Below are 12,575 nucleotides of genomic sequence, written 5' to 3'. Positions count from 1 at the left end.
GGTAAAAATAAGGTGATCTTAGCCTTTTTCCACGTGCAGGAGCCTTTTTCCTTTTTTAAATGGTAAAAAAATAGCATTCTATCTCTGATGACAATGGCCTGCAGGTAAAAAAAGACCAAGCCCGCTCCAATCGGACTTGGTCTTTCGTCGTTTGCTAGATAAACGAGATGGCTTTCAACAGCCGGTACAGCATGGTTGCCGCCTCGGCTCGTGAGGCCGAATCGGACGGCCGGAAACGGCCTTGATCGTCGCCCTCGATAATTCCGGCTTTGACCGCCTGACGCACCGCGTCGCCGGCCCACCCGGAAATGTTGGCGGAATCGTGGAACGATTCGCTGTCGCTGCGGATGTCCGCGGGCTTCGCCCCGACGTACTTGATCGCACGCGCCGTCATGGCCGCCAGCTCTTCCCGGGTGACGGTTTGATTCGGACGGAAGGTGCCGTCTTCGTACCCGTCGATCAGCTTCGCTTTATGCGCGGCGCCGACCGATGCGGCGAACCAGTCGCCAGCTTTTACATCGCCGAACGGCGGTTGCTCTTGCGAGACGTTAAGCCCCAGCGAGCGAACCAGCAAGGCGGCCCATTCCGCCCGGGTAACGCGGCCTTCCGGCTCGTACGCGTCAGCCTTGCGCCCTTGCACGATCAGCTTGGAGGCCAGCGATTCGATTGTCGCTTTCGCCCAATGTCCTTGCAGATCTCCGAACGAAACGGAGCGATCGAGTACCGTATACACGCTGAAGCCTTGTCGTTTCAGCTTCGCGACGGGCTTGCCGTCCCGGCTTTCAAATACGGTCGGGACAAAGCGGTATTCGCGCGTTTCGGGGTCCCACCATACGCCGGTAGCGGTCGTCGCATTCGCTTGTCCGTTTAACGGCAGCGTGCGAACGATGTAGCTGTTGAAAACATTTTGCTTGATTTCGTTGCCCTTGCTGTCCATGAGACGAACGTAGAAATCGGTCGGCGCTGCGAGCTCCTTGCCGCCTATGCGACGGAGCGACTCGCCGAGCTGCTCGCGCTCTTGAGCATCGGGCGTACGGATTCCGACGTTAACGTGGAGATCGTCGGCCGGCAGTCCGAGCAGCTTCGCCAGCGTCTGCGGGTCGATCTGCGCCAGCGGCAGTTCAATCAGCCCGCCAGCCGTCTGGAACAAGATCGACAGCTCCGGATTCATCGCCAGCAGCTTCGCAATGGTAGCCGATGGCAGCTCCACGTAAGCGGAGGAAGCGGAAGCCGTAACCCGGATCACACCGCTTCGGATGTCGTCCTGAGATACGTTAATGGTTTCTTTCGAGCCGTCGTGCGAATGGACGTTTACCGCAATCCCTTCGGGATTCGGCGTCGGCGCCGGACCCGACGATCCCCCGGAAGACGACGAGGGCGAATCGCTACCGCTGTCATTGCTCTGAGCGCTTACGCGGATGACCGCGGTCGCCGTACGTCCGCCGTAAGTCGCGGTCACGACCGTCGTTCCCGGCTGCAGCGCCATCACTACGCCTTCCTCGTTGATCCGGGCGATCCCCTCGCTTTGGAATGTGTAGACCGCCCCACGGCCGATTGGCGCCGTGGTCTTATCCGAGAAATCCGCTATGAGTACGGTCGGAACGGATTGACCCGTTTTCAGCTCGTACGTATCTGGCGTAAAGCGGATGCCAGTAAGGTTAACATCAAGGCTGACGACAATCGTCGCCTGAACCGTATCCTCGCCGTACGTTGCGCTCACCACGGTTGTTCCCGCCTTTTTGCCCGTAACCACTCCGCGCAGATCCACTTCCGCGATAGCGGCATCCTTGACGGAGTAAATCACTCCGTTCGTCAGGACGATTCGTCCGCCGCCGTACGTTGCGCTGACGACCGTATTGGCCTGCTCCCCAACCTTCACGTTGTAAGAAGGCCGGTCGAAGGCGAGCCCGGTGATGCTTTTATTGACGAGGACGGACGTTTCGGCCGTGATACCGCCATACGTGGCCGCAAGCACGGTGCTTCCGCTTTTTACCCCGGTGATTTGGCCGGATGAGTTAACCACGGCCACCGACGTATCCTTGATCGTATACACAACGCCGGTAGTTAATCTGACAACCCCGCTGTCCGAATAAGTCGCCTTCACAACGGTATCCCGGGTTTCCCCTGTCAAAACCGCATACTCCGATGCCTCAAAAGCGATTCCCAGCAAAACCGGAGGATGGATTTTCAGCGTCAGAACCTTGGATACGGCTATGCCGTTGCCGTCCTTCACTTGAATCGTCACCGTGTAGATACCGGATTCCTTCGGCGTTCCGGCTATCGTTCCCCTGGAAGCATCCAGTGTCAGGCCATCGGGCAGACGGCCATCCTCGACGCTCCAGAGGTAGATGCCGCTGCCGCCCGCCGCACTTAAGGTTCTGCCTGCGTAGGTCAAGCCTACAGTGCCTTCCGGCAAAGGTGCCGCCGTGAAGGTTAGCTCCGGATTCACTTGGATGCTAAGGTTCTTAACGACCGTGACACCGTTGCTGTCCTTCACTTGAACCTGAAACTCATAATTCCCTGCCGTCGTCGGCTTCCCTTGAACGAAAGCTTTCTTCGGATCAAGCGGGTCAACGGCAAACGCCAGTCCCGCAGGCACTGTACCGCCGACTGACCACGTGTAGGTCCCGCTGCCGCCGGCTGCGGAAAACTCTTGTGCAACATAAGCCACACTCACCGTTCCCGCAGGCAGCTCCGGCGTTTGGACCGTTAATGCCGCACGGACTAGCAGTGTGACAGCTTTTGTCGCCTTTACGCCATTGCCATCCGCAACCTGGACCGTGAAGCTATACGTGCCGTCCGCCGCTGGCGTTCCACTTGTCGCGGCAGTCGCCGGATCGAACGTCATGCCTGCCGGAAGCGAGCCGCTTACGACCGACCATGTGTACGCCCCGTTCCCGCCGGTTGCGCTGAAGCTTAGCTGCGGATAGGCTACTCCCACGGTGCCTTCCGGCAGAGCCGGCGCTTGAATGACAAGCTGCGGGTGAATCTGAAGCGTCATCGCTCTGGACGCCGTCATCGCGTTGCCGTCCTTCACCAGAACCGTGAAAGAGAACGCGCCTTCGCCGGTCGGCGTCCCGCTCAAGGTGCCGTCCGCCGCAAGCGTTAGCCCGCTTGGCAGCGTACCGGCAGCCATGCTCCATGTGTAGACGCCGTTGCCGCCTTTGGCCTCAAGCGAAGCCGTATAGGCTGCGCCGACAGCGCCATGCGGCACGCCGGTTGTCGAAACCTCAAGCATCGGATTTACCTGAATCGTGAGCTCTTTTGTCGCCGCTACGCCGTTGCCGTCTGTAATCTGAACGGTAAAGCTGTAGCTGTTCGCCGTCGTCGGCGTGCCGCTAAGCTTCGCCGTCGCGGGATCGAACGTTACACCCGCAGGCAGCGTACCGTCTGCGATAGCCCACACGTATGTCCCAACGCCACCCGTTGCGGTCAATACTTGTGAATAGGCCATGCCAACCATCCCTTGCGGCAAGCTCGAAGTGGCGATTTGCGGCTTCGGATGGATTGCAGTCGCGTCGCCGGCCGAATTATTGCCAGTCTGGAGCTCGCCGCCGCCGGAAACGACCGCCGTGTTCGTGACGGTTGCAGCCGCATCTTGATCTACCGATACCGTTACAGTGATCGGAGGATAGGAGGCGCCCCCGGCCAGCGCATCGGATCGGGTGCAGCTTGACGTTCCGATATCGCAGGTCCAGCCGTTACCGGCAAGTCCCTTCAACGTGAGCCCGGCAGGCACCGTGTCCGTTACGATGACAGTAGAGCCGTCTGTTGCACCTTGTCCGCTATTGGTCACGGTCAACGTATACGCGGCCGAGGCTTGCCCCTGCGTAAAGCTGCCCGTATGGGACTTCACAATCGTCAAATCGGCGACGGGAATGATCGTCGTCGGATCGCTAGCCGTATTATTACCGTTATTGGCATCGCCGCCGCCTGAGACTGTGGCCGTATTTGTGAGCTGCGCAGCCGCATTGGCCGCTACGTTCACCGTCATCGTGATCGGCGGATAGCTTCCTCCGGAAGCGAGCGCATCCGATCTGCCGCAGGTGAGCGTTCCCGGATCACAAGTCCAGCCCGTGCCCGCGAATCCCGTAACGGTCATCCCCGCAGGCAGTGTGTCCGTCACCGTTACCGTACCGCTTGTCGTGCCCGTTCCGGCATTGCGGACGATGATCGTATACGCGGCCCCCGTTTGTCCTTGCTTGAAGTTCCCCGCATGGGATTTTTCAATCGTCAGATCGGGCAACTGAATAATATTCGTCGGATCGCTGGCCGTGTTATTCGACGTATTTACATCTCCTCCACCCGACACTGCGGCGGTGTTCGTGACGCTTGCAGGCGCATTCGCCGCCACGGTTACCTTCAACGTAATGTCCGGGTAGCTCGCCCCCGTCTGGAGCGTGTCCGTTCGCGTGCAGGTGAGCGTACCCAAGGTACAAGTCCATCCCGTTCCCACGAGCCCGGTAGCCGTCACTCCGGCGGGTAGCGTATCCTTTACCGTTACCGTACCGGTTGTAGCACTGTCTCCGAGGTTTTTGACCGTCATTGTATATGTAGCGCCGGTTTGCCCCTGCGTAAAGTCGCCCGTGTGCGTCTTGGCGATGGAAAGGTCCGGTGGGCCCGTAACCGTCATCTTGAACGAAGTGCTTAAACTGCGGGACATTCCCGAAACCGAGCTGTTGGCGGTTACCTGAATGTCGGCTGTACCGCCGGCCATCGGCGAAACGGTCAATGTGCGTGTGGCCCCGCTGCCTGTGATGACGACGTTTCCGTTCGGAACCACCGTTTGATCGGAGGAGGTGGCCGTCAACCCGGAAAGCTTCGTTTCGTCCCACGGAAGGGTCACGGCATAGGTGCCATTCGCACCGATCGCGGCATCCGGCAGTCCTTCATAAGCGCCGATATCGACGGCGACGTTCTTTTTCCGCGGAAAGCCCCGCTGGTCGAACGTCGTTGCCAAAGCGTTGCTTCCCTTGCCGATCGCGGGACTGCTTCCCTTCAAAGCATTCGTTTCGCCCAAACCGCCATTGGCGCCCAAAGGAAGCACACCCGGGTCGGCAACATCCACCAGATTCCCGCTTCCTACCGGCACTAGTCCGTTGCCACCAAGTCCGATCAGATTGTAGCTGCTTGTGGCGTCGATTCCCGCAACGACGTTTTGACCGATCCGTACTTCAAGATCGCTGGCAGCGTTCCCTGCCTTGCTGTTCCCGGCGGCAAGCGTGTTTTGCAGCTTCGGATTGCCATCCTGCACATACAACCCGCCGCCCCCCTGATCGGCCTTATTGCCGAACAAAGTGGCGTGCGTCAGCGTAATGTTTCCTTTTGAAGCGACATACAAGCCGCCGCCTTGCCCCTTGGCCGTATTGCCGCTGATCGTCGTATTCGTTATCGTGGCCGGTACGCTGAGGTAAAGCCCGCCGCCGCCTGCCTGAGGATCGATCGTTCCGTTGGCTTGGTTACGGGAAATCGTTGTGCCGTCGATCCGGATCTGCCCCCCTGCCGAAGCGGGAAAAACAGTCATCCCGCCCCCCAAACCGTTCGAAGCGATATTCCCATCGATAACGGAGCTTAATACGTCAATGTTCATATCGCCCTCAAAATGCACGCCGCCTCCCCGTTCCATAGCGGTGTTTCCTTGAACGACCGTGTTCCGAAGAACGACCTTGCCTCCGGGTAGTCCGGCGATATTCATGCCGCCGCCCCAATGGCCGGGGGCCGATACGGAATTCCCGGTGACGACGCAGTTCTCGATCGTTACCGTGCCTTGGCTGCCTGTGTAGCCAAGAATTCCTCCGCCTCCGTACAGCTCGCCGCCGGCCCCAAGCTTTCCACCGCTGACCGTTAGCGCCTTCAACGAGATGGTATAGCCGGTATCCGAATCCGGATTCAGATTGAATACCCGATTGCCTGTCACCCCCGTCTGCTTGATCACCGTACCCGCTGGGTTCCCGTTAGGATCTCCTCCCGCTCCGATGATCTCCACGTTGCTGCGAACTGCCAATTCTCCCGAATCCAACACGTAAGTCCCGGCCGGAATTTGAATCGTATTCGATCCGCCCGAGCCGTTGCTTTGATTCACCGCCGCCCGCAGCGAGCATTGACCCGCTACCGAACAGTTTCCCGGTGTGTCGGCTGTCGTGTCCACGGTTATCGTAGCCGCGAAAGCGGAAGAGGCCGCAAACAAGGACAAAAGCAACAATAAAACCGCCGCACCGCCGAAAACGGCAAGCGTTCGTACAAAGCTTGCGGTTGGCCTTGCTTGCGCATGATCCACCATGGCGCTCATTCTCATTCCCATATCCTTCCTTCGTCCCACCGATTCTCCCTTTTAATGACCAATAGCGCGCTATTCATACCGGCGCATTAGCCCCTGGGAGGAAAATCACCAGAAATACAAATAATAAAATTAACGGCAAGATAGGGCTGCATATTGTTATGAGGCTGGGAGCCCCCTTCCGACTGGATCGCTCCCGTATTCATCATAACGGTATTCGTAAAGCCGCCGTAAGCGGCTCCCCCGACGCGCCCCGGGGTTTTCGCCCATACCATTCCTTCAACCGTCGTTCCGGAACCTGAAGCAGCGGAGTTGACCGGATGCGTGTGTATGGGAAGCTCCGCCGCCATTAGCGTTACCGTTTGGCTGCCTCCTGACTGCCCGATATTACGCTTCGTCAACCCCGACCCTTCCCCCTGATGCATCGGAGCCGCTCCCTGCAAATTCGGCAGGGCAAACGTCGTTTTCCCGTCTCCTCCATACTTCGTGCCAAGGATCGAAAACAACGCCGTATTTTGCACGATCGGCATAAGCTGTCCGTTACAGACAGCCCAGCCTCTAGGAGTAAAATTGCCTGCAAATATCGTGATCTCCCCTAGAAAACTATCCATGAGCCTGTTCCTTCCCCCTACTCCCTGCTTGGATAAATGCCTTGAAGGGCAATGCAAAAATTCAATACCGTATAGGGCTGCATGTTCGTGTGAGCTTGATTTTGTCCCACATTGACCACAGCGCCCGCATTCAGCTGTTTGTCGGCTTGCGTATGGTAGGAGCTTACCGCCGTTTTGGCCCAGACGTTATTTGCGGGGCTTTTGGACGAGGCTATGTCATTGCTCCCCCACGCCTGATGGGTATGTGCCGGTATTTCGTTTAAGGTCAGCGTATGCGCTTCCTCGCCTCCGGCTTGTCCTAAAACGAAGTCACGTGAGACGTGAATCGGCACCCGCCCGCGCAAATCCGGGAGCGCAAAGGTAGTTACTCCATTCCCTCCATAGATGTTGCCCAGAATGGAATACAAAGCCTGGTTCTGGTTAATCGGCAATATTTGTCCGTTGCATTGAGCCCATCCGCTCGGCGCAAAGCCAAAAGCAAATAATTTAATTTGTCCGAGATAAGGTTCCGACACCCCAACTCCTCCTCCTGCAATCCGTCTAAATTAGTTTTGGCTAGGGTAAGTCCCATTCAAGGAAATAATGAACGAAATGGTTGTGAAAGGCATCATATTGTCATGCGGCTGACCGCCTCCGGATTGCGCTAAGGCGCCGAGGTTCATTGTTCCGCTCGGCGTTCCGCCGCCGAACTGCGTTAGCGTCGAGTTCGCCCAGTATCCGTCTTTCGGCGAATCCGTCGTCCCCTGCTGCGACTGAGCCATCGCCTTATGCGTATGCGCAGGCAGTTGGTTCGTGTTCAGCATTACGGATTCGACGCCATCGTTTTGTCCCAATACATAAGAACTATTCCCTGGCCGCTGTCCCATATGGATCGGCACCCGTCCCCTCAAGTCCGGCAAAGCAAAGGTCATCTGCCCGTCCCCGCCGTAGGTCGTGCCAATCAGGTTGAAGAGAGTATTATTCTCTGCAATGGACAATAGCTGTCCGTCGCAAAACGCCCAGCCTACAGGCGCATACTCCCCGGCGAACATCCGGATTTCCCCCAGATATAACCCTGACATCAACAATCAACTCCTTTTTTTGATTCGGTATAGTGAACGCTATTGTGCTGCCAGCGGGCGGCTAAATATAACTTCATACAGAAAACCTTCGGGATTTTTGCCTACGGGTACCGTAAAAAGGTGGAGTTCGCCCAACTGTGGATGCTGGAACAGATAGATCTGCTGTGGGAAAAATGGTTCCGGGGGGCCTGCAAAGAGTAATGAGAACTGCTCGTAATCGGGTGAGGTGCCAGTGTCCTTGGCCTCGATCAAAATCAATTCGGCTTCGCTTTCTTCCAGCAGTACTTTAAAGCCGGTGTGCAGCGCACCATGAAAAGATGAAAAAGAATCCGCGCGCAAAAATATCACCTACAGTTAGAATAGAGTATCGGCATGCCAGATCATCTCGCAGTACAATTCGGTTTCTTGCACTGTACGAAACCCGAGCCGTTCGTATAAACGCCGGGCCGGATTATGAACCTGCACGCTCAGGCAAAGCGGCTTAGCGGCTTTTTGCGCTTCGTGCTGAAGCGTTTGCAGCAGCGATGTGCCGATCCCCTGCCGTTGATACGAAGGAAGCAGGGCCAGATCGACCAGCACGATCCGGTCTTCCAGCCGGGCCGTCATCCAACGGCCGACCCGCTCCCGCCCGAGCCAAACGATCTCCCACCCGGCTTCCGGATACTGCGCAGCGTACGCCTTTTGCTGGAACCCGTACTGCATCCGGAGAAACGGGTCGATCTGTCCGGGTCCCCAGCCCCATGCCCCGACTTCCTCGATCCGGCTGCTTGCATACACTTCATAAAGAAAGGACTCGTCCTCCGCTTGGGCGCGGGAAAACCGTAACACCGCCTGCACCTGCCTCCGGGCCTGATGGCCGTCAAAAAAATTGTCCGCTGCGTCTGCCGCCATATTCCGCAAACCAGCATTTTATGCTATCTTAAAGTTTAGGTATAAATTACTAGATTGTTCAATTAAATTATACATAGTTTCCTACCTTTCGGCTACAACGAATTGATGCTTTAATAGAGGAGATTTCGAATGAACAATAAAACGCTTTCCCGACGCACGTTTCTGGCTTACCTTGGCACCGGAGCCGTTACGATTGCCGCGGCTTCGACAGGCTTGGGCGCTTTTACCGGCAGTGCCGCCGCAAGCGATCTCCTGTTTGACCGGAAAACCGGCAAAGTAACCGATGCTTTCGCACCGATCGAACCGGGGGCGGACGACGAGCTCGTCGTCCCCAAAGGCTTCAGGCACGACGTTCTGGTCAGCTTCGGAGACCCGATTAACGGCAAGGGCGATACGTTCGGCTACAACAACGAATTTACCTGTTTCTTTCCGTTCGACGACAAGCAGGTGAACGGACTTCTCTGGGTCAATCACGCCTCTGTCCACCCGCTGCTCGCGCTGGATCAACGACAGCCCGGCCCTCTTGGCGCAGATCAGGTCAAATCGCTATTGTACAACCAAGGAGCCTCGATCGTCGAAGCGTACCGCGATCGGGAAGGCAAGTGGAAAATCAACCCCGACTCCGCGTACGGACGACGGATTACGGGCTATGACCGGGTCGAGCTTGCCGGTCCGGCCCGGGGAACGCGCGCCGTGAAGGGAGCCGCGCTGGTGCAAGGCACCTTCGGGAACGGTGCGGGGAGCGTCACGCCCTGGGGCACCGTGCTTTCCTGTGAAGGATACTTCGAGAGCACCTGCGGCAGCGCGGGGCTTGAGCTGTCGCACTACGGCTGGGTGGTCGAAGCCGATCCGTTCGACGGCAATTTCAAGCTGCGTAAGCATACCGCCCTCGGCCGGTTCCATCACGGCCAGCTGGCCGTAACGCTAAGCAAGGACGGCCGCGTGGTCGTCTACATGGGAGACACGACCCCGGATTCGTGTCTTTACAAATTTGTCAGCGCCGGGAAATTCAACGCAAGTGCGGGGAAAGCAAACGCCGACCTGCTGACCGAGGGCACGCTTTACGCGGCCGACCTCGTCAACGGGCGATGGGTCCCGCTGACGATCGAAGCCGTCAAGAAAGCGTTGAACGGCAACGACTTCCAAGTGCCGTTCGGCGTCAATCAAATTAAGGAAGTGCTCGTCGAGCGGTACAAGGAGCAAGCCGATGTGCTCGTCTACGCTCAGGACGCCGCCTTGATCTTGGGTGCGACGCCAACCGACAGGCCGGCCGGTTTGGCTGTTCATGCCAAAAGCGGCGCCCTGATCGCAGCCTATCCGAATAATGTACGCCACGGGAATATCCACGGGCATCTGGCGAAGCTTGCGGAACAGAACGGGGATGCAGGCGCCGCCGCATTCGACTACGAGATCGTATCGAACGGCGGACACAGCAGCGGCTACAGCTCGCCGGGAACGCTCCTCTTCGACGACCGGAGCAACCTGTGGGTCGCCTCCGATATCCCGGCGGACAAGCTGAATCAAGGCGCGTACGCTCCGTTCCGCAACAACGGGCTGTACGTGGTCCGCACAGCCGGCCAAGACGCCACGGCGGCGCAGCTTTTTGCATCCGCACCCGTGGAAGCGGCCTTGACGGGCCCCTGCTTCACGGCGGACGAGCGGACCTTGTTCCTGTCCGTTTCGCACCCCGGTCAAACCACAGCGCAAGCTGGCAGACCGACGAGCCTATGGCCCCACCGCTCCGGGGATTCCGGCCCTCGCCCGTCCGTCGTCGCCATCAGCGGCTTCGCTTAAAATGGAAGACAAGCCTCCTCTGCCGGAGGCTTTTTGCCTCATAAAAAGCACCAGATTTACGCCTAATGCTGTCGAATCGTGTCGAAGCCTTGGAATTTTTCCTTTCAAAGGCTATAATGTCATCAGAGTGAATTTGGCAGAAGAAATGGAAGTGGAATGAAATTGCGAAAAATTGGAAGAAATGAGCCGTGTCCTTGCGGCAGCGGCAAGAAGTACAAGCACTGCTGCCTTCTGACCGGTGAAGCGCCTCAACTCCAAGCGGCAGCGCCGAATACCGGCTCGCCGTCCAACATCCGGCCTTCAGCGGATCAAGGTCCGTCTCTCAATGCGGAAACCGTGCAGACACTCATTGAGGTGCTGGACTGGCCTCAAGAAATATATCAATCGGTCGCCGAACAATTAGCCGGACAAATGGCGGGAACCTTTGATTGGCAGCGCATTACGGAAGCCGTTGCCTTATGGCATGCTTATGCGTCCCACGAACGCCCGCAGATCCGCAAAGCGGACGTGATGCTCGCCGCTATGGAATACGCCATCGGCTCCATGCACGGCGTTAGCGAAGTGACGCAATCGGCACTTTCGGCCAAGTACAACGTATCCTCCGGTTCGATCGCTCAACGGGCGCAAAAAATTACGGAGTTCGCCGAGCAGATGAAAAACGGCAAATAGACCGTAACATATGCCGAACAAAACAAAAACCGTTCTCCCGACTCATCGGGAAAACGGTTTTTTTGTCGTTGCAACTATGCCAACGTGTCAAGGGTCGACTATAATGCGGTCTCCTGGCAAGTCCGCCCGTCTTTCCATATGACTTGTTCCCCGTAATTTTTCCCCCAGTTGTACATCATTTTCAAGACAGGTACGAGGCTTTCACCGTGCTCCGTCAAAGAATATTCGACCCGGGGCGGAACTTCGGGATATACTTTACGGAAAACCAACTGATCCTCTTCCAATTCGCGCAGCTGATTGGTCAACATTTTTTGCGTAATGTGGGGAATCAATTTTTTCAGTTCGCTAAACCGTTTCGTTCCTTTCAACCCGAGATGCCACAAAATGATTAATTTCCATTTGCCTCCGATCACGGCCAGCGTCAATTCCTTCTCGCAGTTAATCGTCATCAAATCGATTCGATCTCTTACCTCGTTCGCCATCGTCATCCCCTCCTCCCGATAGTATACCATAAGTAACTACAATAGATAAAAGGATATACCATCTGTTTGGAAACCAAAGGAGTCGATGAGTTTGTACATGGTTCGAATGCATCAACTGCTTTTTTCTACAGTATGTCCGCTGAATCCACAGGTTCCAACCTCCCGTGGCTTCATGTATGAATGAAAGTCCTCACCAAGAGCGGCGAGGACTTTCAAGTATCTTGCGATCGACTTACTCCAGGTTGGCATGTCTGCCGTACATCCGGTCAGAGTCCAGTCCCGTTTTGTCCATCATCCGAAGAATGACAGCGTCGTAAAATACCAATAATGTTTGTTCGAACAAAGAAGCCATCGGCTGGATCGTCGTATGACCGCCGCTTGCTTGATCTTTAGGCGATCCCGGCAGCTTCACCAGAGCATCTGCCAAACTTCCGATCGCCGACTCGGGAGCAATCGTAACCGCAACAACGGATGCACCCAGACCTTTCGCTTTTTGGGCCATTGGGATCAAGCTTCTTGTTTCCCCCGAGCCCGTGCCGATGATCAGGACATCGTCCTTGCCGATGCCGGGAGTTATCGTTTCCCCGACCACATAGGCGTTTATACCGGTATGCATCAGGCGCATGGCGAAAGCCCGTCCCATTAAACCCGACCTTCCGGCGCCAGCCACAAATACCTTGTTGGATTGCAAAATGATATCGGCCAATGTTTCCGCTTCTTCTTCGACAATCCGTTCTACCGAGCGATGAAGCTCCTTCACGATTTCGGATGCATATTTTATCGTTTCCAT

The 12,575-nt window shown here is 56.7% G+C and carries 10 protein-coding genes; 2 read left to right on the top strand and 8 right to left on the bottom strand.

Annotated elements, in window-relative coordinates:
- Positions 1-154: 154 nt before the first annotated feature.
- The 6 genes from PEL01S_RS26980 to PEL01S_RS26955 all read right to left on the bottom strand — a co-directional run bounded on the left by PEL01S_RS26980 (position 155) and on the right by PEL01S_RS26955 (position 8,840).
- Complete coding sequence (locus tag PEL01S_RS26980; protein WP_163768600.1) at positions 155-6,295, bottom strand: putative Ig domain-containing protein; 6,141 nt, start codon at positions 6,293-6,295, stop codon at positions 155-157.
- Between the two features lie 71 nt (positions 6,296-6,366).
- Positions 6,367-6,888: a phage tail protein gene (locus PEL01S_RS26975; RefSeq protein WP_127462452.1), complete on the bottom strand. Its 522-nt coding sequence runs from the start codon at positions 6,886-6,888 to the stop codon at positions 6,367-6,369.
- Between the two features lie 17 nt (positions 6,889-6,905).
- Positions 6,906-7,403, bottom strand: a complete 498-nt coding sequence (locus PEL01S_RS26970) for a phage tail protein (protein WP_127462451.1) — start codon at positions 7,401-7,403, stop codon at positions 6,906-6,908.
- Between the two features lie 30 nt (positions 7,404-7,433).
- A complete protein-coding gene (locus tag PEL01S_RS26965; protein WP_063186898.1) occupies positions 7,434-7,949 on the bottom strand; it encodes a phage tail protein in 516 nt (171 codons plus the stop codon).
- Positions 7,950-7,988: 39 nt separating this feature from the next.
- Positions 7,989-8,288, bottom strand: a complete 300-nt coding sequence (locus PEL01S_RS26960; protein ID WP_063186896.1) for a DUF6916 family protein — start codon at positions 8,286-8,288, stop codon at positions 7,989-7,991.
- Positions 8,289-8,303: 15 nt separating this feature from the next.
- Complete coding sequence (locus PEL01S_RS26955; RefSeq protein ID WP_127462450.1) at positions 8,304-8,840, bottom strand: GNAT family N-acetyltransferase; 537 nt, start codon at positions 8,838-8,840, stop codon at positions 8,304-8,306.
- Between the two features lie 129 nt (positions 8,841-8,969).
- Between PEL01S_RS26955 and PEL01S_RS26950 the strand changes: the two genes are divergently transcribed.
- Positions 8,970-10,634 carry a PhoX family protein gene (locus PEL01S_RS26950; protein ID WP_127462449.1) on the top strand — a complete coding sequence of 555 codons (1,665 nt, stop codon included), beginning with the start codon at positions 8,970-8,972 and terminating at the stop codon, positions 10,632-10,634.
- Positions 10,635-10,790: 156 nt separating this feature from the next.
- A complete protein-coding gene (locus PEL01S_RS35395) occupies positions 10,791-11,303 on the top strand; it encodes an SEC-C metal-binding domain-containing protein (protein ID WP_233455009.1) in 513 nt (170 codons plus the stop codon).
- 98 nt (positions 11,304-11,401) lie between these two features.
- On the opposite strand, the gene PEL01S_RS26940 is transcribed toward PEL01S_RS35395, so the two are convergent.
- Positions 11,402-11,785 (bottom strand): winged helix-turn-helix transcriptional regulator, encoded by a 384-nt coding sequence (locus PEL01S_RS26940; protein WP_010492813.1) that lies wholly within the window; start codon positions 11,783-11,785, stop codon positions 11,402-11,404.
- Between the two features lie 232 nt (positions 11,786-12,017).
- On the bottom strand, positions 12,018-12,575 hold the full coding sequence (gene hxlB / locus PEL01S_RS26935; RefSeq protein WP_174807014.1) for a 6-phospho-3-hexuloisomerase: 558 nt from the start codon (positions 12,573-12,575) through the stop codon (positions 12,018-12,020).

Source organism: Paenibacillus elgii NBRC 100335, from assembly GCF_004000865.1.
GTDB lineage: Bacteria > Bacillota > Bacilli > Paenibacillales > NBRC-103111 > Paenibacillus_G > Paenibacillus_G elgii.
This window is presented reverse-complemented; position numbering and strand designations above follow the sequence as displayed.

Bases quoted from the DNA above. Each gene is read 5' to 3' on its own strand.
- PEL01S_RS26955 (WP_127462450.1), bottom strand. From the start codon at position 8,840: ATGGCGGCAGACGCAGCGGACAATTTTTTTGACGGCCATCAGGCCCGG.
- hxlB (WP_174807014.1), bottom strand. From the start codon at position 12,575: ATGGAAACGATAAAATATGCATCCGAAATCGTGAAGGAGCTTCATCGC.
- PEL01S_RS26975 (WP_127462452.1), bottom strand. From the start codon at position 6,888: ATGGATAGTTTTCTAGGGGAGATCACGATATTTGCAGGCAATTTTACT.
- PEL01S_RS26980 (WP_163768600.1), bottom strand. From the start codon at position 6,295: ATGAGAATGAGCGCCATGGTGGATCATGCGCAAGCAAGGCCAACCGCA.
- PEL01S_RS26940 (WP_010492813.1), bottom strand. From the start codon at position 11,785: ATGGCGAACGAGGTAAGAGATCGAATCGATTTGATGACGATTAACTGC.
- PEL01S_RS35395 (WP_233455009.1), top strand. From the start codon at position 10,791: ATGAAATTGCGAAAAATTGGAAGAAATGAGCCGTGTCCTTGCGGCAGC.
- PEL01S_RS26965 (WP_063186898.1), bottom strand. From the start codon at position 7,949: ATGTCAGGGTTATATCTGGGGGAAATCCGGATGTTCGCCGGGGAGTAT.
- PEL01S_RS26950 (WP_127462449.1), top strand. From the start codon at position 8,970: ATGAACAATAAAACGCTTTCCCGACGCACGTTTCTGGCTTACCTTGGC.